21 protein-coding genes are annotated in these 20446 nt (G+C 62.7%); 16 read left to right on the top strand and 5 right to left on the bottom strand.

What is annotated here, in order from left to right; translation table 11 throughout:
• The first annotated feature begins 4 nt into the window (after window positions 1–4).
• Window positions 5–1078, top strand: coding sequence for an aminopeptidase (locus tag ACFY68_RS02850; protein WP_387523132.1), 1074 nt, complete (start codon window positions 5–7; stop codon window positions 1076–1078).
• A 63-nt stretch (window positions 1079–1141) separates the two neighbouring features.
• Here the strand turns inward: ACFY68_RS02850 and ACFY68_RS02845 are convergent, their stop codons facing one another.
• Together ACFY68_RS02845 and ACFY68_RS02840 are read right to left on the bottom strand one after the other, a co-directional pair.
• Window positions 1142–1792, bottom strand: a complete 651-nt coding sequence (locus ACFY68_RS02845) for an HAD family hydrolase (protein WP_387523787.1) — start codon at window positions 1790–1792, stop codon at window positions 1142–1144.
• A gap of 20 nt (window positions 1793–1812) precedes the next feature.
• On the bottom strand, window positions 1813–2361 hold the full coding sequence (locus ACFY68_RS02840; protein WP_387523130.1) for a gamma carbonic anhydrase family protein: 549 nt from the start codon (window positions 2359–2361) through the stop codon (window positions 1813–1815).
• Between the two features lie 102 nt (window positions 2362–2463).
• Here ACFY68_RS02840 and prlC point away from each other — a divergent pair, with 102 nt between their 5' ends.
• From prlC to ACFY68_RS02810, 6 genes are all read left to right on the top strand, one after another.
• Window positions 2464–4515 carry an oligopeptidase A gene (gene prlC / locus ACFY68_RS02835; protein ID WP_387523128.1) on the top strand — a complete coding sequence of 684 codons (2052 nt, stop codon included), beginning with the start codon at window positions 2464–2466 and terminating at the stop codon, window positions 4513–4515.
• On the top strand, window positions 4512–4793 hold the full coding sequence (locus ACFY68_RS02830) for a YheV family putative zinc ribbon protein (protein ID WP_046786820.1): 282 nt from the start codon (window positions 4512–4514) through the stop codon (window positions 4791–4793). The genes prlC and ACFY68_RS02830 overlap by 4 nt, the downstream gene beginning before the upstream one ends.
• A gap of 138 nt (window positions 4794–4931) precedes the next feature.
• Window positions 4932–6926, top strand: coding sequence for a M3 family metallopeptidase (locus tag ACFY68_RS02825; RefSeq protein ID WP_387523127.1), 1995 nt, complete (start codon window positions 4932–4934; stop codon window positions 6924–6926).
• A gap of 65 nt (window positions 6927–6991) precedes the next feature.
• The gene (locus tag ACFY68_RS02820; RefSeq protein WP_387523125.1) at window positions 6992–8050 is read left to right on the top strand and encodes a PA0069 family radical SAM protein; all 1059 of its coding nucleotides are present in this window, start codon (window positions 6992–6994) and stop codon (window positions 8048–8050) included.
• A gap of 271 nt (window positions 8051–8321) precedes the next feature.
• Window positions 8322–9041: a carbonic anhydrase gene (locus tag ACFY68_RS02815; protein ID WP_346612794.1), complete on the top strand. Its 720-nt coding sequence runs from the start codon at window positions 8322–8324 to the stop codon at window positions 9039–9041.
• A gap of 190 nt (window positions 9042–9231) precedes the next feature.
• Window positions 9232–10758, top strand: a complete 1527-nt coding sequence (locus tag ACFY68_RS02810) for a SulP family inorganic anion transporter (RefSeq protein ID WP_387523124.1) — start codon at window positions 9232–9234, stop codon at window positions 10756–10758.
• Here ACFY68_RS02810 and ACFY68_RS02805 read toward each other — a convergent pair.
• Both ACFY68_RS02805 and ACFY68_RS02800 read right to left on the bottom strand, forming a co-directional pair.
• Entirely contained in the window at window positions 10755–10883 is a 129-nt protein-coding gene (locus ACFY68_RS02805; protein WP_387523122.1) for a hypothetical protein, read from the bottom strand. The two genes, ACFY68_RS02810 and ACFY68_RS02805, sit on opposite strands and share 4 nt — an antisense overlap.
• A 114-nt stretch (window positions 10884–10997) precedes the next feature.
• Entirely contained in the window at window positions 10998–11639 is a 642-nt protein-coding gene (locus ACFY68_RS02800) for a hypothetical protein (RefSeq protein WP_387523121.1), read from the bottom strand.
• Window positions 11640–12008: 369 nt separating this feature from the next.
• On the opposite strand from ACFY68_RS02800, the gene coxB reads away from it, so the two are divergent.
• The 4 genes from coxB to ACFY68_RS02780 are packed head-to-tail and all read left to right on the top strand — an operon-like array spanning window position 12009 to window position 16250.
• Window positions 12009–13136 carry a cytochrome c oxidase subunit II gene (coxB, locus tag ACFY68_RS02795; protein ID WP_387523119.1) on the top strand — a complete coding sequence of 376 codons (1128 nt, stop codon included), beginning with the start codon at window positions 12009–12011 and terminating at the stop codon, window positions 13134–13136.
• Between the two features lie 43 nt (window positions 13137–13179).
• Window positions 13180–14769: a cytochrome c oxidase subunit I gene (gene ctaD / locus ACFY68_RS02790; RefSeq protein ID WP_387523118.1), complete on the top strand. Its 1590-nt coding sequence runs from the start codon at window positions 13180–13182 to the stop codon at window positions 14767–14769.
• Between the two features lie 10 nt (window positions 14770–14779).
• A complete protein-coding gene (locus tag ACFY68_RS02785; RefSeq protein ID WP_346612799.1) occupies window positions 14780–15346 on the top strand; it encodes a cytochrome c oxidase assembly protein in 567 nt (188 codons plus the stop codon).
• Between the two features lie 16 nt (window positions 15347–15362).
• Window positions 15363–16250 (top strand): cytochrome c oxidase subunit 3, encoded by an 888-nt coding sequence (locus ACFY68_RS02780; protein ID WP_387523116.1) that lies wholly within the window; start codon window positions 15363–15365, stop codon window positions 16248–16250.
• Between the two features lie 54 nt (window positions 16251–16304).
• On the opposite strand, the gene ACFY68_RS02775 is transcribed toward ACFY68_RS02780, so the two are convergent.
• Window positions 16305–16508, bottom strand: a complete 204-nt coding sequence (locus tag ACFY68_RS02775) for a twin transmembrane helix small protein (RefSeq protein ID WP_387523114.1) — start codon at window positions 16506–16508, stop codon at window positions 16305–16307.
• 51 nt (window positions 16509–16559) lie between these two features.
• Here ACFY68_RS02775 and ACFY68_RS02770 point away from each other — a divergent pair, with 51 nt between their 5' ends.
• From ACFY68_RS02770 to ACFY68_RS02750, 5 genes are read left to right on the top strand one after another with little or no spacing between them, the layout of a single operon-like run.
• Window positions 16560–17300 (top strand): SURF1 family protein, encoded by a 741-nt coding sequence (locus tag ACFY68_RS02770; protein WP_387523112.1) that lies wholly within the window; start codon window positions 16560–16562, stop codon window positions 17298–17300.
• The gene (locus tag ACFY68_RS02765) at window positions 17266–17850 is read left to right on the top strand and encodes a hypothetical protein (RefSeq protein WP_387523110.1); all 585 of its coding nucleotides are present in this window, start codon (window positions 17266–17268) and stop codon (window positions 17848–17850) included. The genes ACFY68_RS02770 and ACFY68_RS02765 overlap by 35 nt, the downstream gene beginning before the upstream one ends.
• Window positions 17851–17859: 9 nt before the next feature.
• Window positions 17860–18933 (top strand): heme A synthase, encoded by a 1074-nt coding sequence (locus tag ACFY68_RS02760; RefSeq protein ID WP_387523109.1) that lies wholly within the window; start codon window positions 17860–17862, stop codon window positions 18931–18933.
• On the top strand, window positions 18918–19811 hold the full coding sequence (cyoE, locus tag ACFY68_RS02755) for a heme o synthase (protein ID WP_387523107.1): 894 nt from the start codon (window positions 18918–18920) through the stop codon (window positions 19809–19811). Before ACFY68_RS02760 ends, cyoE begins: the two co-directional genes overlap by 16 nt.
• Window positions 19808–20440: an SCO family protein gene (locus ACFY68_RS02750; RefSeq protein WP_387523105.1), complete on the top strand. Its 633-nt coding sequence runs from the start codon at window positions 19808–19810 to the stop codon at window positions 20438–20440. Before cyoE ends, ACFY68_RS02750 begins: the two co-directional genes overlap by 4 nt.
• Window positions 20441–20446: the final 6 nt, after the last annotated feature.

The following is a 20446-nucleotide window of genomic DNA, read 5'->3' as shown; positions in this document are numbered from 1 at the left end:
TCTTTTGAAGCGCTCAGGCCCTGGGCCACTCGACCGTGTTTTCAGAGGTTTGGTTCCCGTGCTGGGCGCCTTTCTGCTGAACGGTTGCAGCAGCCTGGGCTATTACGGCCAGCTGGCCGAGGGGCAGTGGCAGTTGCTGCGCGCGCGCCAGCCGGTGCAGCAGGTGCTTGCCGACCCCGCCAGCACACCGCAGTTACGGGCCCGGTTGCAGCACGCAGAGCAGGCGCGGATGTTTGCCAGCGAGCAGCTGAAGCTGCCGGACAATCGCAGTTATCGGGTGTACGCCGACCTGGGGCGGCCCTATGTGGTGTGGAACGTGTTCGCAACGCCCGAGCTGTCGCTGCAGCCCGTGACGCACTGCTTCCCCATCGCCGGCTGCGTTGCCTACCGCGGCTATTACCGCCAGGGCGCCGCGCGTGGCGCTGCAGCGCTGATGCGCCAGGAGGGCATGGATGTTTATGTGGGAGGGGTCGAGGCCTACTCCACGTTGGGCTGGTTCGATGACCCTATTCTGTCCTCGATGGTCGGCTGGGGCGATGAGCGCCTGGCGACACTGATCTTCCATGAGCTGGCGCACCAGCGCGTCTATGTGCAGGACGACACCGAATTCAACGAGTCCTTTGCCACCTTCGTCGAGCAGGAGGGAACGCGGCAGTGGCGCGTGGCGCGTGGGCTTGCAGCAAATCAGGGTGATCAGGGGCTGCAGCGTGAGCAGTTCATCCGGTTGGTGTTGGCCAGCCGCGACCGGCTGCAGGCGATCTATGCCGGGCCTATGAATGATGTCCAAAAACGCGCGGCCAAGCAGGCGGAGTTCGAGCGGTTGCGGCGTGAGTATCGCCGGGTTCGTGACACCCAGTGGGAAGGTGACAAGCGCTATGACGCCTGGATGTATGCGCCGATGAGCAACGCCAAGTTGTTGCCGTTCGGGCTGTATGACCAGTGGGTGCCGGCGTTTGCTGCGGTGTTTCAGGGAGCCCGGGGTGACTGGGCGCTGTTTTACCAGGAGGTAGAAGCGTTGGGGCGGTTGCCGGCTGAACAGCGTAAGGCGGCGTTGGCGCGGTTGTCTGTGGGGCAGTGAGAATTTGGGGCCGCTTCGCGGCCCATCGCCGGCAAGCCAGCTCCTACGGTAACTGCGCAAACTTCAGGTTCGAATGAACGCCTGATGCAGCTCGGCCAAGGTGGCGAAGTGGAATTCCGGCGTGTGCGCCTTCAACTCTTCATCGCTACCAAACCCGTACCCCACCGCCACCGCCTGCAACCCGTTACTGCGCGCTCCGATCAGGTCGTGCTTGCGGTCGCCGATCATCAGCGTCTGTGCCGGGTCCAGCCCTTCTTCATCCAGCAGGTGACGGATCAGCTCGACCTTGTTGGTGCGGGTGCCATCCAGCTCGCTGCCGTAGATCACCTTGAAGTGATGATCGAAAGCGAAATGCCGGGCGATTTCGCGCGCGAATTCCCAAGGTTTGGAGGTCGCGATGTACAAGGTGCGGCCCTGGCCGTTCAAAGCCTCGAGCAGCTCCGGCACGCCTTCGAAAACCAGGTTTTCATACAGACCGGTGACGCGGAAGCGCTCGCGGTAGTAGTTCACCGCGTCCCACGCCTTGGCTTCATCGAAGCTGTAGAACTGCATGAATGCCTGCAGCAGGGGTGGGCCGATGAAGTGCTCGAGGCGCGCCAGGTCCGGTTCGTCGATGCCCAGCTTGGCCAAGGCATACTGGATCGAGCGGGTGATGCCCAGGCGCGGGTCGGTCAGGGTGCCGTCGAGGTCGAAAAGGATGTTCTGATGGTGCATGGTCGTCTCGGTAGTCAGGTTCATTCCGGGCGGTCGTAGCCTTCGGCCAGGTGCTGGTCCTTGAGCTTCACGTAGTTGCCGGCGCTGTAGGGGAAGAAAGCGCGCTCCTGGTCGGTCAGGGGCCGGGCCTGTTTCACCGGGCTGCCGACGTACAGGTAGCCACTCTCCAGGCGCTTGCCGGGTGGCACCAGGCTGCCAGCGCCGATGATCACATCGTCTTCGACGATGGCACCGTCCATGATCGTGCTGCCCATGCCGACCAGGATACGGTTGCCCAGGGTACAGCCATGCAGCATGACTTTGTGACCGATGGTCACCTCATCGCCGATGGTCAGTGGGAAGCCGTCAGGGTTGAAAGGGCCAGCGTGGGTGATGTGCAGCACACTGGCGTCCTGCACGCTGGTACGGGCGCCGATGCGGATGCGGTGCATGTCGCCGCGGATCACCGTCAACGGCCAGACTGAGCTGTCTTCGCCGATTTCCACGTCGCCCAGAACCACCGCCGAACGGTCGACGAAGGCCCGCAGTCCAACTTTCGGAGTGTGTTGCTGGAAGCTTCGGATGGCCATGATAGGGTCTCTCATCTGTGCCGATAGGCAGGCTGCCTGCTGCGGTCGGCGTCGATTGTAATTAAGATGGGTAAGTGTTTCTTCTGCCAAGGTAGCCAAACCGTGAGTGCGAACAACCCACTTCTGCAGTCCTATGATCTGCCGCCCTTCTCGGCGATCCGTGCCGAACACGTGCTGCCGGCGATCGAAGAGATCCTCGCCGACAACCGTAAAGCCATCGCCGAGATCCTCGAAAAGCAAGGCAAGAACCCCACCTGGGCTGGCCTGGTGCTGGCCATGGACGAACTCAATGACCGCCTGGGCGCGGCCTGGAGCCCGGTCAGCCACCTCAATGCGGTGTGCAACAGCAAAGACCTGCGCGAGGCCTATGAGTCCTGCCTGCCGGCGCTGAGTGCCTACTCTACCGAACTGGGCCAGAACCGCGCGCTGTTCGAAGCCTACGAGGCATTGATCAACAGCCCGGAAGCCGCCGGCTTCGACGTGGCGCAGAAGACCATCCTCGAGCACGCCCTGCGTGACTTCCGCCTGTCGGGTATCGACCTGCCTGCCGAACAGCAGCAGCGCTATGCCGAAGTGCAGAGCAAGCTCAGCGAGCTGGGCAGCCGCTTCTCCAACCAGCTGCTCGACGCCACCCAGGCCTGGACCAAGCATGTTACCGACGAAGCCGCGCTGGCCGGCCTGACCGATTCGGCCAAGGCTCAGATGGCCGCAGCCGCCCAGGCCAAAGGCCTTGACGGCTGGCTGATCACCCTGGAATTCCCCAGCTACTACGCGGTGATGACTTACGCCAGCGACCGCGCCCTGCGTGAAGAGCTGTATGCCGCCTACTGCACCCGTGCCTCGGACCAGGGCCCGAATGCCGGCCAGTTCGACAATGGCCCGGTGATGCGCGAGATCCTCGACCTGCGCCAGGAGCTGGCGGCCCTGCTGGGCTACCCGAACTATGCAGAACTCAGCCTGGCAACCAAGATGGCCGAGTCCAGCGACCAGGTGCTGAGCTTCCTGCGCGACCTGGCCAAGCGCTCCAAGCCATTCGCCGCCCAAGACCTGGAACAGCTCAAGGCTTATGCCGCCGAGCAGGGCTGCGCCGAACTGGCCAGCTGGGACGCTGGTTACTTCGGCGAGAAGCTGCGCGAACAGCGCTACAGCGTGTCGCAGGAAACCCTGCGCGCCTACTTCCCGATCGACAAGGTGCTGTCTGGCCTGTTCAGCATCGTTCAGCGCCTGTACGGCATCGAAATCGCCGAACTCAAGGGCTTCGACAGCTGGCACCCGGATGTCCGCCTGTTCGAGATCAAGGAGCACGGCCAGCACGTGGGCCGTTTCTTCTTCGACCTCTACGCCCGCGCCAACAAGCGTGGCGGTGCCTGGATGGACGGCGCCCGTGACCGTCGCCGTACCGCAGTCGGCGAGTTGCAGAGCCCGGTGGCCAACCTGGTGTGCAACTTCACCCCGGCTGCGCCCGGCAAGCCTGCGCTGCTGACCCACGATGAAGTCACCACCCTGTTCCACGAGTTCGGCCACGGCCTGCACCACCTGCTGACCCGCATCGAGCATGCCGGCGTGTCGGGGATCAATGGCGTGGCCTGGGATGCGGTCGAGCTGCCGAGCCAGTTCATGGAGAACTGGTGCTGGGAGCCGGAAGGCCTGGCGCTGATCTCTGGCCATTACGAAACCGGTGCTGCGCTGCCCCAGGACTTGCTGGACAAGATGCTCGCTGCGAAGAACTTCCAGTCCGGCATGATGATGGTGCGCCAGCTGGAGTTCTCGCTGTTCGACTTCGAACTGCACGCCAGCCACGGCGATGGCCGCAGCGTGCTGCAGGTGCTCGAGGGCGTGCGCGACGAGGTGTCGGTGATGCGCCCACCGGCGTACAACCGCTTCCCCAACAGCTTCGCGCACATCTTCGCTGGCGGTTATGCGGCGGGCTACTACAGCTATAAATGGGCCGAAGTGTTGTCGGCCGACGCCTTCTCGCGGTTCGAGGAAGACGGCGTGCTGAATGCCGAGACTGGCCGCGCCTTCCGCGAGGCGATCCTGGCCCGGGGCGGCTCGCGTGAGCCGATGGTGCTGTTCGTCGACTTCCGTGGCCGTGAGCCATCTATCGATGCATTGCTGCGCCACTGCGGGCTGAGCGAAGGCGCAGCGGCATGAGCGAGGTAGCTGTGAACAAGACCAAGAAGCGCTTCATCGCCGGGGCGGTCTGCCCGGCGTGCAGCGAGCCGGACAAGCTGATGATGTGGAGCGAAGACGACGTGCCGCACCGTGAGTGCGTGGCCTGCGGATTCACTGACACCCTCAATGAACAGGGTTTGTCGGTACCCAAGGAGCTCGGCACCCGGGTTAACCATCTGGCGCCCAAGGCGGCGCCGGCCAAGGTGCAAACCGTGCAGTTCTTCCCCAATCCGAAGCTGAAGAAACCGGCCGAGTAAGGCCATCATGCAGCCCGGGCGCAATGCCCGGGCAGGCATGTCCCTGCCTGATCCCCTGGGGTGGTAGATAGTCAGGCCATCCCCTGCTCGCTCGCCGTGCATGCTCGCCTGCTCTTCAACTCGAGCCAGGCGCTGTCCATGGACAATCCCCTTCTACAAAACAGCAGTACCCCCATCGATTACCCATCAATCACCCTGGAAAACATGGCCGTTGCGTTCGACCATGTGCTGCAGGCTCACGCGCAAGGTATCGCACGCATCATCGAACAGCAGCAGGCACTCCCCACCTGGGATGACCTGGTGCTGGCGGTGGATGGGCTGGATGCGCAGTTGCTGGGCGTGCTTTATGCGGTTGTCCCACTGGTGGGCAAGCATCCGAGCTGGGCTGAGGCAATTGGCGGTTTCTATGTCCGGACCGTTGCGCGTTTCGACCAGAAGTTCACCAACAGTGGGTTGCTGGCGTTGTACCAGCGCCTGGCGACCAGCGCTATCGGCTTGAATCTGGACCCAGAGCAACGCACCACCTTGCGCTGGCACCTGGACAAGTTTGCCGCCAGTGGCGCTTTACTCGAGGAAAGCGACAAAGATCGCCTGGCTGAATTGCGGGCGCAGATCACTGCCCTGCGTGGGGCGTTCCGCCAGAGCATCAACCGGCCTGGGCTTCTGGTCGAAGACGCCAGTGAACTGCGAGGCCTTTGCCAGAGGCTGCGCGACGAGTTGGCTGCGCGGGCCAGTGAGGCCGGCGCGGATGGCTGGCTGATCGCCTGCGAAAGTGCGCCCACCGAAGCCGTGCTACGGCAAGCCGAGCATCGCCCGTTGCGCGAAAAACTCTACCGCGCCTACCACACCCGCGGGGCCAGTAGCGATCCGCTGGATGATAATGGCACGCGCCTGCAGCGCCTGGCCGAATTGCTGGATGAAGAAGCACGCTTGCTTGGCTTTGCCAGCCACCCCGAACGGAGCCTGAAGGCCAAGAGTGCAGGCACGTTCAGCGATGTACTCGAGTTTCTCCAGGGCCTGGCAATGGCGGTAAACCCCGGCATGCTTCAATGGCGATCGGGCCTGGAGCAGAAGGCACTGGCGCAGGGCCTGGAGCGTGTGGAACCTTGGGATATCCTCTACCTGCAAGGCGACGCGGGTGACGCGCAACCGCCCGAAGCATTTCGCGAACATTTCCCGTTGAGCACAGTGGTCACGGCGCTGACCGACCTGGCGCAACGGCTGTTTGCCCTCGAGTTGCGGCCCGGGCAACTGGCGAGTTGGGACAACAGCGTGCAGGCATTCGAGGTGTGGCAGGACCATGCACGCATCGGCACCCTCTACCTGGATGCCGTGCAACACCCTGGCAAACAGGCCGATGCCGTATTCACCAGCTATGTGCGCAACCGGCGGGTGGATGCCGAAGGTATCTACCAGCTAGCGGTCGTGGTGGTTAACAGCGATATCCCTGCAGCGCTGACCGGGGGCGAGCCGCTGCTGGACCATTTGTCACTGCGCAAGCTCTATCATGAGTTCGGCCATGCCCTGCACCATCTGCTGGTGCGCACCGGCAACCACGTCATGTCGAATGTCACGGAGCTGGGTACCGACGGCGTAGAGCTGTTCGGTAAGCTGCTGGAGCGCTGGGTGTGGGATGCTGGCTATCTGGCGGGCATTGCCGTGCCGAACACGGAAGGCAGCGTGCTTGACCAGGCTCAGGCTGAAAGCCATCTGAGCCAGCTCCGTCAGGAGGGCATTGAGGAAATTGGCCGCGACCTTAGCCTTGCGCTTTTCGACCTGGACCTGCACGGCACACCCGGGGATGGCAGACCGGTCATGCAGCGCCTGGAAAATGCGCGTGAGCGTTGCGGCTACTGGCCATTGGCAGGCTTCGAGCGCCCCGTGCAAGCCTTCGACCATCTGGTCAATGGGTACGATGCCGGTTACTACGCTTACCTGTGGGCGGATGTTCACGCGTTCGACCTGTTCACCCGCTTCGATGCACAGGGCCTGCTCGACCGCGAAACAGGTCGGGCGCTACAGGAGGCGTTATTCCAGCCTGGCGCCTCGCGCCCTCTACGTGAAGGCATTGAAGCGTTCCTTGGGCGCATGCCCAGCCAGGCAGCCTACCTGCGTTGGCATGGGCTGGCCTGACCGGAGGTGCTGGCAAGACGTGCATTACCCCGATACTGTATATGAATACAGTATCGGGGTTAGCCATGAATCCTTCAGCACCGCAAAAAGGCCGTGGTACGGCGCACAACCCGCATAATCGTTTCGCTGCAAACCATTCAGTTGCGCAAGATGACGGCTGGTACCAAGAGGTTCCACTCACTCAAGGTACAGAGGTGCGGGCCGAGATCGCCAAGACGATCATCAGCCGCAACACGTCGCCTGACTTGCCCTTCGACCGCTCCATCAACCCCTACCGTGGTTGTGAACATGGCTGCATCTACTGCTATGCCCGGCCTTCGCACGCCTATTGGGACCTGTCCCCTGGCCTGGATTTCGAGACCAAACTGATCGCCAAGACCAATGCAGCCGAGGTGCTTGCGCAACAATTGAGCAAACCGGGCTACGTGTGCGCCCCGATCAACCTGGGGGCCAACACCGACCCTTACCAACCGATCGAGCGCGATCAGCGGTTGACCCGGCAACTGCTGGAGGTGCTGCTTCGTTTTCGCCACCCCGTGACCATCGTCACCAAAGGCTCGCTGGTACTGCGTGACCTGGACTTGCTGGCGGAGATGGCCAGCCAGCGGCTGGCGCGGGTGATGATCAGCCTGACCACGCTGGACGATGACCTCAAGCGGGTGCTCGAACCCCGTGCGGCGTCGCCAAAGGCTCGGCTGCGCGCCATCCGGGTGATGCGCGAGGCGGGTATACCGGTGGGCGTGCTGTGTTCGCCGATGATCCCGATGATCAACGACAGTGAGCTGGAGCAGTTGCTGGAGGCCGCCAAGGAGGCCGGTGCGCAGAGTGCGGCTTACATGATGTTACGCCTGCCGCTGGAAGTGGCACCGCTGTTCGAGCAGTGGCTGCAGGACCATTACCCGCAGCGCGCCAGCCATGTGCTGAGCCTGATCCGGCAAAGCCGAGGCGGGGAGCTTTATGACAGCCGCTTCGGCGCGCGGATGCGTGGCGAGGGCGTGTTTGCCGAGCTGTTGGCGCAACGCTTCGCGAGGGCGATGCGGCGTTTGGGCTTTGAGGGGCGCGAAGCCCAGGCACTGGATTGCTCGGCATTCTGCCCCCCGGGCGGGCAGATGGCGTTGTTTTGATCCCCAGTACAACTAATCAAAGCACATAACACTATTACAGGCTCTTGGCATTTGATGGTTTTTTGCTATTATCTTATTCCCGCCTTTTGTATCTGGAACACCCGTTCTAGAGCCTCCGAATTAAGTTTCAGTTAAGTTTTCCCCGCTAGCGTAGGAAACCAGTCCACGAAGACTGTGATCTATGCCCTGTGCGTGTCATCTAATTCCTCGCATAGCCAGAATCTTTCACCGGTAAAATGGATTTACCTACACACCGTCAAGAGGATGAATCATGCCCGTCAAGGACCCATCCAAGGTCGTTCCGCAGGCCCCCGCGGAGAGCGCCGATGCCGCCCTTAAGCACATCGTCGACGGCTTCCTGCGTTTCCACCATGACGTCTTTCCCGAGCAGCAAGAGCTGTTCAAGAAGCTCGCCACTGCGCAAACGCCGCGAGCCATGTTCATCACCTGCGCCGACTCGCGGATCGTCCCCGAGCTGATCACCCAGAGCTCGCCTGGCGACCTGTTCGTGACCCGTAACGTCGGCAACGTGGTACCGCCGTATGGCCAGATGAACGGCGGCGTTTCCAGCGCCATCGAGTACGCCGTGTCGGCGTTGGGCGTGCACCACATCATTATTTGTGGCCACTCCGACTGCGGCGCCATGCGTGCGGTGCTCAACCCGCAATCACTGGCCAAGATGCCGACTGTTTCCGCCTGGTTGCGGCACGCTGAAGTGGCGCGCACCGTGGTCGAGAACAACTGCTCTTGCGGCAGCGAGCACGAAACCATGCAGGTGCTGACACGGGAAAACGTCATCGCCCAGTTGCACCACTTGCGTACCCACCCGTCGGTGGCCTCGCGTTTGGCAGCCGGCGAGCTGTATATCCACGGCTGGGTCTACGACATCGAGACCAGCAAGATCGAAGCTTACGACGCTGCCAGCGATAGCTTCATGCCCCTGGCCGCGGGTGAACCGGTCCCCTGCGCCACTCCGAGAGGCCGCTACTAAGCGACCCATCCACAGCTAGAACCTTGATAGCCGGCTGCACCCCGCGGGGTGTGGCGCGGCTTTCGGCTGCCCTGAATTCCCTGACTGCCTTGCCGGCATGCTCGCTGGCGGCCCGCGCCTGCGCGTTCGTCAGGGGCCAACGTGCCCACGACCAGAGGAATGGCCGTGTGACAGAGAAAGGAGAAACACGGTGAACATTACACAGTTGAAAGCGGCGCTGCCGCGAGAGTTGTTGGCATCGGTGGTGGTGTTCCTGGTAGCCCTGCCCTTGTGCATGGGCATCGCGATCGCTTCGGGTATGCCACCGGCCAAAGGCCTGATCACTGGGATCATCGGTGGTGTGGTGGTGGGCTTCCTGGCGGGTTCGCCACTTCAGGTCAGTGGCCCTGCAGCAGGTTTGGCGGTGCTGGTATTCGAGCTGGTACGCCAGCACGGCGTGGCCATGCTCGGGCCGATCCTGTTGTTGGCGGGCCTGTTGCAGTTGGTGGCCGGGCGCCTGCGCCTGGGGTGCTGGTTCCGCGTGACGGCTCCGGCCGTGGTGTACGGGATGCTGGCCGGTATTGGTGTGCTGATTGTGTTGTCGCAGGTGCATGTGATGTTCGACACAGCACCGCAGCCTTCTGGCATGCAGAACCTGCTGGAGTTTCCGGCGACCCTGGCCTCTGCCCTGCCGCTGGAAAGCGCAGGCTCCGGCTGGCAAGCCGGTGCCCTAGGCTTGGGGACCATCGCCATCATGTGGGGCTGGGAGCGCTTACGGCCGCAAAAGCTGCGCTTTATTCCTGGTGCCCTGCTTGGCGTGGCGACAATGACGCTGATCAGCATGTGGCTTGCGCTGCCGGTGAACCGAGTGGAGGTCCCAGCGGACCTTTCCCAGGCCATTGACTGGATCCGCCCGGATGACCTGATGAAACTCGCGGACCCTACCCTGCTGGTCGCCGCCTTCGCCCTGGCCTTCATCGCCAGTGCCGAAACCTTGCTGTCTGCCGCCGCTGTCGACCGCATGCACAGCGGCCAGCGTTCGGACTTCGACCGCGAGCTGTCGGCCCAGGGCATCGGCAACATGCTGTGCGGCGTACTCGGTGCCTTGCCGATGACCGGGGTGATCGTGCGCAGCTCGGCCAACGTTCAAGCAGGTGCGCAGACCCGTGCCTCGGCCATTCTGCATGGTTTGTGGCTGCTGGCGTTCGTCGTGGTGCTGAGCAGCGTGCTGCAGCAGATCCCTGTGGCGAGCCTGGCGGGCGTGTTGGTGTACACCGGTATCAAGCTGGTGGACTTCAAGGCGTTTCGTGGCCTGGGCCGGTACGGCCGGATGCCGATGTTCACCTACGCGGCAACCGCGCTGGCGATCATTTTCACCGACCTGCTGACAGGCGTATTGCTGGGCTTCGCGCTCACCTTGCTGAAGCTGGCACTTCAGGCGGCGCGCTTGAAGATCAACCTGGTCAGCCTGGACAAGCCCCGGCACATGGAGCTGCGGCTCAGTGGCGCGGCAACCTTCCTCAAGGTGCCTGCATTGACCCAGGTGCTGGACAAAGTGCCTGCGGGCACGCAGCTGCACGTGCCACTGGCCAACCTGCACTATATCGACCATTCGGTGCTTGAAATGCTTGAGGACTGGGGGCGCGCCCAACGCAGTGCCGGCTCGCGCCTGATCATCGAGCAGCGCGGCTTCAAACGTCGCATTGAGGGGCGTGTGCGTACTGCTGCAGAGTGCTAAGGCTGGTCCTCTTCGACAACGCTGATGGAGGGCGAGCCGGGCCAAGTACCGTACAGGTTGATGGCCCGGCTGCCGCCCACCCACTGGCTTGGAGGCGTAGCCCACTGCCTGGTGGTCATGCTCATTGATTCTTCCTCGCCTGACAGGGGAAATGCCTACCCAAAGGAAGGCGAGAAAAATCTATCCCTGATGCTTAGCCGATCAGTTGGAGCCGATTCCCATGGGCGTGCTGGCGTACATCAGGCCGGCTGGCCCAACTCGACGCCCAGTTGCCGCGACAGGCAAGGCCAGCGTTTCCAGGCTGCGCCGGTTTCGGGGCTGCTCAAGGTATCGCGATAGGCCTCAACCGATTCTGCCGCGAAGCTTTCGTCATTGAGCATTTCATCCACCGAATGGTGCACCACCTCGTCCAGCTGGTTGGCGAACGCCTCGCCGATCAGCTGATGGGCGATCAGGTTGGCCATGGTGGTATCGAAGGGGATCAGCGGCTGCTGGAAATGGCGGATATACAGGTCGTTCACTTCCTCCACCAGGCGGTGCGCCAGGTAGGCCTCATCCAGCAGGCAGTCCACACCGACGTGCCCATCCACCAAATGCGGGGGCTGCAGGAAGTAGGCTTCGGCAATCTTCAGGACAGGTTTGATCTGTGACTCGATACCGGCTTCGAGCGCCACCGCGTGGGCAGCCTCCAGCAATTCCGGAACCTGGTCGATGTAGGCGCTGACGAAGCGCGCCAAAGTACCCTGGGCGTCCTGCTCAGGCAGTTGGATCGAGGGGTGCAGGTGTGGCAGTTGGGCCTCGAGACGCTCTTTCAGTTGGCCAGTACGGCGTTCGTGATCGTGGGCTTGGCTGATTTGCTCGCGTACAGCAGCGATGTTCATGACAACTCCAGGGACAAGACGTTTCAAACGGAAGACACTAAATTAGCTCGGTATACAGAATACCTAAGACGCATTTGTTATAAATCCCGCAAACGTGTGCGCTCTTGGCTATATGTTGACGCCACTATTATGCCATGCCCCATCTAGAATGGGCCTTGCAGGGTATTTCGGTATTTCGTGAAGTTCATTTCATGCTCGCCGTTGCGTGCCATTGGTCGCTGTCTATACTCGGGTTGAACGTGATTCGTTGATGAGGCCCGACTGCATTTCGCAGGGGCTCGGTCGTCGAAGCCAGGCAGTCTTGACCGCCGTTCCCTCTTGCCGCAGGCCACGCCTTCGGGACAACAAGAATTAGAAGGGGAACCCGCAATGATGCGACATCCACATGTCTGGATGGGCCTCCTGTTGTGGACGGTTTTCGGTCAGGCCAACGCCGCCTGGACCGTGAACATGGCACCGGGGGCGACGGAAGTCTCCAACGCTGTGTTCGACCTGCACATGACCATTTTCTGGATCTGCGTGATCATCGGCATCGTGGTGTTCGGTGCGATGTTCTGGTCCATGGTCGTCCACCGGCGCTCCACCGGCCAGCAGGCTGCGCATTTCCACGAGCATACCTGGGTGGAGATCATGTGGACCGTGGTCCCCTTCCTCATTCTGGTGGCCATGGCCATACCGGCCACCAAGACCCTGATCGACATATACGACGCCAGCGAGTCGGACATCGATATCCAGGTCACCGGTTACCAGTGGAAGTGGCATTACAAATACCTGGGCCAGGACGTGGAGTTCTTCAGCAACCTGGCCACCCCTGCCGACCAGATTCACAACAAGGCGCCCAAGGACGAGCACTACCTGCTCGAAGTCGACCAGCCGCTGGTGCTGCCGGTGGGCGCCAAGGTGCGCTTCCTGGTCACCGCTGCCGACGTGATCCATTCCTGGTGGGTACCCGCGTTCGCGGTCAAGCGTGACGCCATCCCGGGCTTCGTCAACGAAGCCTGGACGCGTATCGAGAAGCCCGGCATCTACCGCGGCCAGTGCACCGAGCTGTGCGGCAAGGACCACGGGTTCATGCCGGTGGTGGTGGAGGTCAAGTCCAAGGCCGACTACGACACCTGGCTGGGCGAGCGCAAAGCCGAAGCGGCCAAGCTCAAGGAGCTGACCAGCAAGGAATGGACCCTCGAAGAGCTGGTGGAGCGCGGTGACAAGGTCTACCACACCACCTGCGTGGCTTGTCACCAGGCCGAGGGCCAGGGGTTGCCGCCGATGTTCCCGGCCCTCAAGGGCTCGAAGATCGCCACCGGGCCGAAGGAAGACCACCTGGGTATCGTCTTCCACGGCAAGCCCGGCACCGCCATGGCCGCGTTCGGCAAGCAGCTCTCGGAAGTCGACATCGCCGCGGTGGTCACCTACGAGCGCAACGCCTGGGGCAACAACAAGGGTGACATGGTCACGCCGAAGGACGTGCTGGCGCTCAAGCAGGCAGAAGCGCAATGAACCGGGTTACTCGCGGCAGTCAGCAGATTGCAGGAGACAGGACATGAGTGCAGTGATCGACGACCACGCCCACGGCCATGAGCACGCGCACGGCCCAGCGAAGGGCCTGATGCGCTGGGTGCTGACCACCAACCACAAGGACATCGGCACGATGTACCTGTGGTTCAGCTTCATCATGTTCCTGCTCGGCGGCTCGTTCGCCATGGTGATCCGCGCCGAACTGTTCCAGCCCGGGCTGCAGATCGTCGAGCCGGCGTTCTTCAACCAGATGACCACCATGCACGGCCTGATCATGGTGTTCGGTGCGGTGATGCCGGCCTTCGTCGGCCTGGCCAACTGGATGATCCCGCTGATGATCGGCGCGCCGGACATGGCCCTGCCGCGGATGAACAACTTCAGCTTCTGGTTGCTGCCGGCTGCCTTCCTGTTGCTGGTCTCGACCCTGTTCAGCCCAGGCGGCGGGCCCAACTTCGGCTGGACCTTCTATGCGCCGCTGTCGACCACCTACGCGCCGGCCAGCGTGACCTTCTTCATCTTTGCCATCCACCTGATGGGCATCAGCTCGATCATGGGCGCGATCAACGTGATCGCTACCATCCTCAACCTGCGTGCGCCCGGCATGACCCTGATGAAGATGCCGCTGTTCGTCTGGACCTGGCTGATCACCGCCTTCCTGCTGATCGCGGTAATGCCGGTGCTGGCGGGGGTGGTGACGATGATGCTGATGGACATCCACTTCGGCACCAGCTTCTTCAGCGCTGCCGGTGGCGGTGACCCGGTGCTGTTCCAGCATGTGTTCTGGTTCTTCGGCCACCCCGAGGTGTACATCATGATCCTGCCGGCGTTCGGCGCCGTCAGCTCTATCATCCCGGCGTTCTCGCGCAAGCCACTGTTTGGCTACACCTCGATGGTCTACGCCACCGGTGCGATCGCCTTTTTATCGTTCATCGTCTGGGCGCACCACATGTTCGTGGTCGGCATTCCGGTGGTGGGCGAGCTGTTCTTCATGTATGCGACCATGCTGATCGCCGTGCCCACCGGGGTGAAGGTGTTCAACTGGGTGAGCACCATGTGGGAAGGTTCGCTGACCTTCGAGACGCCGATGCTGTTCGCCATCGCCTTCGTCATCCTGTTCACCATCGGCGGGTTCTCCGGCCTGATGCTGGCGATTGCACCGGCGGACTTCCAATACCACGACACCTACTTCGTGGTGGCGCACTTCCACTACGTGCTGGTGCCCGGGGCAATCTTCGGCATCTTCGCCTCGGCGTACTACTGGCTACCGAAATGGACCGGCCATATGTACGACGAAACCCTTGGCAAGCTGCACTTCTGGCTGTCGTTCATCGGCATGAACATGGCCTTCTTCCCCATGCACTTCGTGGGGCTGGCCGGCATGCCGCGGCGGATTCCCGATTACAACCTGCAATTCGCCGACTTCAACATGGTGTCGTCGATCGGTGCCTTCATGTTCGGTGCCACACAGATTTTCTTCCTGTTCATCGTCATCAAGTGCATCCGCGGGGGCGCGCCGGCCCCGGCCAAACCCTGGGATGGCGCCGAAGGGCTGGAGTGGTCGGTCCCGTCGCCGGCGCCCTACCACACCTTCCAGACACCACCGGAAGTGAAATAGGACGCCGCCCATGACCGGCCAACCGCTCAAACGCCTGGTACTGCGCCTGCTGATGCTGACGGTGGTGATGTTCGCGTTCGGCTTTGCCTTGGTGCCGATCTACGACGTGATGTGCAGGGCCTTCGGCATCAATGGCAAGACCGGCGGGCAGTACGAAGGCAGCCAGGTCAGCGACCCCACGCGGTCGGTGCGGGTGCAGTTCATGTCGACCAATGCTAGCGACATGGTCTGGGATTTCTACTCCACCGCCGACCAGCTCGAGGTCAACCCGGGGGCCGTCAACCAAATGATCTTCGTCGCCCACAACCCGACCGACCGGCCGATGAGCGCCCAGGCCATACCGAGCATTACGCCGGCTGAAGCCGCGGCTTATTTCCACAAGACCGAGTGCTTCTGCTTTACCCAGCAGGTGCTGCAGCCCGGCGAACGCATCGAGATGCCAGTGCGCTTCATCGTCGACCGTGACCTGCCGGCCAGCGTGAAGCACCTGACACTGGCCTACACCTTGTTCGACATCACCGCTCGCCACCCGCCGGTCGCGCACATCGTGGCCCAAGACGTTCAGGGCGCCCGTTAAGGGAAGGAGAACAGCAATGGCAAGTCACGATCACTACTACGTCCCGGCGCAGAGCAAATGGCCGATCATCGCCACCATCGGCATGTTCATCACCGTGTTCGGCCTGGGCACCTGGTTCAACGACCTCAAGGCCGGCCAACCCGATTCCCATGGGCCGCTGATTTTCTTTGTCGGTGCGTTGTTCCTCGCCTACATGTTGTTCGGCTGGTTCGGGGCGGTGGTGAAAGAAAGCCGGGCGGGGCTATACAGCGCGCAGCTGGACCGCTCGTTTCGTTGGGGCATGAGCTGGTTCATTTTCTCTGAAGTGATGTTTTTCATGGCGTTCTTCGGCGCGCTGTTCTATGTGCGCGTGTGGGCAGGGCCGTGGCTTGGTGGCGAGGGTGCCAAGGGTGTGGCGCACATGCTGTGGCCAAGCTTCGAATTCACCTGGCCGCTGCTGCACACCCCGGACCCCAAACTGTTCCCACCGCCCAAGGACGTCATTGACCCCTGGCACCTGCCGCTGATCAATACCATCTTGCTGGTCAGCTCCAGCGTGACCATCACCATCGCCCACCACGCCCTGCGCCGTGGCCATCGTGGCCCGCTAAAGCTGTGGATGGCATTGACCATTCTGCTGGGTATCAGCTTCATCGCCCTGCAGGCGTACGAGTACCACGAGGCCTACACCAAGCTGGGGCTGACGCTGGGGTCGGGGATCTACGGCGCGACGTTCTTCATGCTTACGGGCTTCCACGGTGCCCACGTGACCCTGGGCACGATCATCCTCATCGTCATGTTCGTGCGCATCCTGCGCGGGCACTTCAACCCCGAAAAGCACTTCGGTTTCGAGGCGGCCAGCTGGTACTGGCACTTCGTCGATGTGGTGTGGGTCGGGCTGTTCATCTTTGTGTATGTGCTTTAGGGCGCTATCGCCGGCAAGCGTGCCGGCGATAGGGCCAGTGGATCCGCTGCAGGTTCAGAAGGGCGCGTGAGACACCAGCTGACCACTGATCAAGCCGTAAGCCACCAGGCCGACGGTCAAGGCTGCCAGGGTGACACGCACGGTCAGCGCCTTCAGCAAGCGGGTCGAGTTTTCATCGTCCTTGACCAGAAACACAAGGCCGCTGAACAGGCTGGCAACGGTGGCCAACAGCATCAGGACAATCGCGGCCTTGAGCATGGCGCTTCTCCAGGGGGGGGCGGTAATGAGGATAAGTATAGCGAGGCGCCAGTGAGGCCGTTTCGGCCGGGCTGGGTCCCGACCCTGGTGGTGCTTGCGCTACTGCCAGGGCTGATTGCGCTTGGCTGCTGGCAACTGAGCCGTGCCGATGAGAAGCGCGCCCTGCTGGCGACTTATGCCGAGCGCAGCGTTGATGCGCCGCTCTCCACTGCCCAGTTGCAGCAAAGCGACGATGCCGCCTTCCGTCGGGTGCACCTGTATGGCCGTTTCGATGCCGGGCACAGCCTGCTGCTGGACAACCGCATGCGCGATGGCCAGGCCGGCGTCGAGCTGCTGCAGCCCTTCCATGACCAGCCCAGCGGCCTGTGGCTGTTGGTCAACCGCGGTTGGCTGCCGTGGCCGGACCGGCGTGTGCCGGTAACGTTCGACACACCGGTGCAGGCAATGGCCATGGATGCTTCTGTGTATGTGGCACCGGGCAGCACCTTCCAGCTGCACCCCGACCCGATTGGCGGCCAATGGCCGCATCTGCTCACCGCCGTTAACCCCGCTCAACTATGGCAACAGCTTGACCGCGAAGGCTTCGGCCATGAGCTGCGCCTGCAGCCAGGCCCTACGGCCTACCGCCTGGATTGGCCGGTGGTTGCCATGGGCCCGGAAAAACACCTGGGCTACGCCGTGCAGTGGTTTGCCCTGGCCGTTGCCCTGGTACTGCTTTACCTCTATTTCGGCTGGCACAACAAAAAGGAGAACCCTCATGGCCGCCGCCACCACTCCACTGGAAGTGCCTGAACGTCGCAAACCCAGAGCCCGCGGGCGTTTGCAGCTGATCCTGATTCTGCTGGTGGTGCTCGGCCCGATGATCCTGGCCACCAGCATGTACAAACTGAAGTTCTGGGTGCCGGAAGGTCGCAACTACCACGGCGCGATGATTGGCAACGGCGAGAGCCGCAGCGATATCGGTATTGCCGGCGAAGACGCACGCTGGCAGTTGCTGGTCAGCGCCCCCGAGGCGTGTGCCCAGGAGTGCCAACAGTTGGTCTACCTGGCCCGGCAGATTCAGATCGGCCTGGGCCGGGATGCCAACCGCGCCAGCCATGCCCTGGCCACTTCCCAGCCCCTGAGCGGTGACTATCAGGCCGTGCTGGGCCGCGAGTACCCGCAGTTGCAACGCTACCCGCTGGATGCCCAGCGCTACATCCAGAAGGTTGGCGAACTGGCGCCGCATCTGTGGATCGTCGACCCCCACGGCAACCTGGTACTGCGCTACGACGGCAAGGTCAACGGCAAGCATGTGCTGGACGACCTGCGCCACCTGCTCAAGCTGTCCAACATCGGCTAGGAGCCTGCCATGGCCAGACCCGGATTCCGCCTCGCTGTGTTCGCTACCTTGCTGGCACTGCTGGTCGTTCTGCTCGGTGCCTATACCCGCCTGACCCATGCCGGCCTGGGGTGCCCCGACTGGCCGGGTTGCTATGGCTTCATCAGCGTGCCGAAAACCGATGCGCAGCTGGCCCATGCCGAGATGCACTTTCCCGAGCACCCAGTGGAAGAAGCCAAGGGCTGGGCCGAGATGGTCCACCGCTACTTTGCCGGTACACTCGCCCTGGTGATTGCCCTGCTCGCTGTTCAGGCCCTGCGGCGCCATGCCCGCGACGGCCAGCCGTACCGCCTGCCGGTAGTGCTGCTGGGCGTGGTGCTGGCCCAGGCAGCGTTCGGTATGTGGACGGTTACCCTCAAGCTGTGGCCGCAGGTGGTCACCGCACACTTGCTGGGTGGCTTCACCACCTTGAGCCTGCTGTTCCTGTTATCCCTGCGTCTATCACGGGCCTTTGCGCCGCCGCCCAAGTTGCCGCTGAGCCTGCGGCGGATCGCGGCATTGGCGCTGCTGGTAGTGGTCGGCCAGATCGCTTTGGGCGGCTGGGTCAGCGCCAACTATGCGGCCGTCGCCTGCATCGACCTGCCCACCTGCCATGGCCAGTGGTGGCCGGCAGCCGACTTCAGCAACGGTTTCCACCTCACTCAGCACGTCGGCCCCAATTACCTGGGCGGGCAGCTGGACAGCGACGCGCGTACTGCCATCCATATCAGCCATCGCCTGGGGGCGTTGTTGGTCACCTGCGTGCTGCTGATGCTCAGCTGGAAGCTGCGCCGCTGCGGCTTGCCTGGGCTAGCGCGGCTGGTGCTGCTGGCGCTGGCGCTGCAGATCGGCCTGGGCATCAGCAACGTGGTGTTCCATCTGCCGCTGGCCGTGGCCGTGGCGCATAACGCCGGAGGCGCGATGCTGCTGCTGAGCATGGTCCTGGTGAACTACCGCATCCGCGTGGTCGACAAGGTGCGCGTCGGCCATGGCTGGCGCCTGACACCGGTAACCGGGCTGGGTGTGACCCATCACATGAGGAACGACGCGTGGCGACGCTTCTGAATGTCCGGCGTGCCGGCTGGCGCGACTACCTGGAGCTGACCAAGCCCAAGGTGGTGGTGCTGATGTTGATTACCTCGCTGGTGGGCATGTTCCTGGCGACCCGTGCCGGTGTGCCTTGGAGCGTGCTGCTGTTCGGTAACCTGGGCATCGGCTTGTGTGCGGGCGGCGCGGCGGTGGTCAACCACGTGGTGGACCGGCGGATCGATGCGCTGATGGCGCGCACCCACAAAAGGCCGCTGGCCGAGGGGCGGGTCGAGCCGCTGCCGGCGCTGTTGTTCGCCCTCGCCTTGGCGTTGCTGGGCATGGTCCTGCTGCTGGTATTCACCAACGCCCTCACCGCCTGGCTGACGCTGGCTTCGCTGCTTGGCTACGCGGTGCTCTACACCGGCTTTCTCAAGCGTGCCACGCCGCAGAACATCGTCATCGGTGGCCTGGCCGGCGCGGCGCCGCCGCTGCTGGGCTGGGTGGCAGTGAGTGGCCATGTCAGTGCCGAGCCGCTGCTGCTGGTGCTGATTATCTTCACCTGGACCCCGCCGCACTTCTGGGCCCTGGCCATCCACCGCAAGGAGGAGTACGCCAAGGCCGATATCCCGATGCTGCCGGTGACCCACGGGGAGCGCTACACCAAGCTGCACATCCTGCTCTACACCTTGATATTGCTGGCGGTCACGCTGCTGCCCTACGCCATTCACATGAGCGGCCCGCTGTATCTGGCCTGCGCCCTGGCATTGGGCCTGCGCTTCCTGCAATGGGCCTGGGTGTTGTACCGTGGCAGCCGGCCGCACGCGGCGATCGGCACCTTCAAGTACTCTATCGGGTACCTGTTCGCGCTGTTCATCGCGTTGCTCGTTGACCACTACCTGTTGCTGAACCTATGACCCGAACCCAGAAAACCGTCTTCATTCTCGTTGCCCTGGTCGCGTTGATCATGGGCCTGACCGTCAACAAGGTGCTTAACGGCCGCGACCAGCCCAACCCGACCGAGCTGATCGATGCCGGCATCATTCTTCTGCCACAAAGCCGTGCGGTAGCCGATGTGACCATGACCAACCAGTACGGCCAGCCGGTGGCGCTGGATGACCTCAAAGGCAAGTGGTCGCTGCTGTTCTTTGGTTACACCTACTGCCCGGACATCTGCCCGACCACCCTGGCCCAGTTGCGCCAGGTGAAGAGCGAGTTGCCCCAAGATGCGGTGGACCGCCTGCAGGTGGTGTTGGTGAGCGTCGACCCGAACCGCGACACGCCAAACCAGCTCAAGCAGTACCTGGGCTATTTCGACAAGGATTTCGTTGGGGTGGCGGGGTCCATTGCGGATACCCAGAAGCTCGCCAATGCCTTGAGCATCCCGTTCATTCCGGCTGATACCAGCAAGCCGGGGTATACCGTGGATCACAGCGGCAACCTGGCCATCGTCGGGCCGGATGGGCGTCAGCGTGGGTTCATTCGGGCGCCGTTCAACAACCAGAAGCTGGTGGCGCAGTTGCCTGGGCTGGTCAAGCGGGACTGAAATTCG

This window comes from Pseudomonas sp. NPDC012596, assembly GCF_042902325.1.
Taxonomy (GTDB): Bacteria; Pseudomonadota; Gammaproteobacteria; order Pseudomonadales; family Pseudomonadaceae; genus Aquipseudomonas.
Note: the sequence above shows the minus strand (reverse complement) of the source record. Positions and strands in the feature narration are given on the sequence as shown.

What these genes read in the sequence shown, in the direction of transcription:
- ACFY68_RS02800 (WP_387523121.1), bottom strand. Translation starts at nt 11,639, where the DNA reads ATGAACATCGCTGCTGTACGCGAGCAAATCAGCCAAGCCCACGATCAC.
- ACFY68_RS02805 (WP_387523122.1), bottom strand. Translation starts at nt 10,883, where the DNA reads ATGAGCATGACCACCAGGCAGTGGGCTACGCCTCCAAGCCAGTGGGTG.
- ACFY68_RS02845 (WP_387523787.1), bottom strand. Translation starts at nt 1,792, where the DNA reads ATGCACCATCAGAACATCCTTTTCGACCTCGACGGCACCCTGACCGAC.
- ACFY68_RS02815 (WP_346612794.1), top strand. Translation starts at nt 8,322, where the DNA reads ATGCCCGTCAAGGACCCATCCAAGGTCGTTCCGCAGGCCCCCGCGGAG.
- ACFY68_RS02780 (WP_387523116.1), top strand. Translation starts at nt 15,363, where the DNA reads ATGGCAAGTCACGATCACTACTACGTCCCGGCGCAGAGCAAATGGCCG.
- ACFY68_RS02750 (WP_387523105.1), top strand. Translation starts at nt 19,808, where the DNA reads ATGACCCGAACCCAGAAAACCGTCTTCATTCTCGTTGCCCTGGTCGCG.
- ACFY68_RS02765 (WP_387523110.1), top strand. Translation starts at nt 17,266, where the DNA reads ATGGCCGCCGCCACCACTCCACTGGAAGTGCCTGAACGTCGCAAACCC.
- coxB (WP_387523119.1), top strand. Translation starts at nt 12,009, where the DNA reads ATGATGCGACATCCACATGTCTGGATGGGCCTCCTGTTGTGGACGGTT.
- ACFY68_RS02785 (WP_346612799.1), top strand. Translation starts at nt 14,780, where the DNA reads ATGACCGGCCAACCGCTCAAACGCCTGGTACTGCGCCTGCTGATGCTG.
- ACFY68_RS02825 (WP_387523127.1), top strand. Translation starts at nt 4,932, where the DNA reads ATGGACAATCCCCTTCTACAAAACAGCAGTACCCCCATCGATTACCCA.
- ACFY68_RS02760 (WP_387523109.1), top strand. Translation starts at nt 17,860, where the DNA reads ATGGCCAGACCCGGATTCCGCCTCGCTGTGTTCGCTACCTTGCTGGCA.
- ctaD (WP_387523118.1), top strand. Translation starts at nt 13,180, where the DNA reads ATGAGTGCAGTGATCGACGACCACGCCCACGGCCATGAGCACGCGCAC.
- ACFY68_RS02830 (WP_046786820.1), top strand. Translation starts at nt 4,512, where the DNA reads ATGAGCGAGGTAGCTGTGAACAAGACCAAGAAGCGCTTCATCGCCGGG.
- ACFY68_RS02775 (WP_387523114.1), bottom strand. Translation starts at nt 16,508, where the DNA reads ATGCTCAAGGCCGCGATTGTCCTGATGCTGTTGGCCACCGTTGCCAGC.
- ACFY68_RS02840 (WP_387523130.1), bottom strand. Translation starts at nt 2,361, where the DNA reads ATGGCCATCCGAAGCTTCCAGCAACACACTCCGAAAGTTGGACTGCGG.
- ACFY68_RS02820 (WP_387523125.1), top strand. Translation starts at nt 6,992, where the DNA reads ATGAATCCTTCAGCACCGCAAAAAGGCCGTGGTACGGCGCACAACCCG.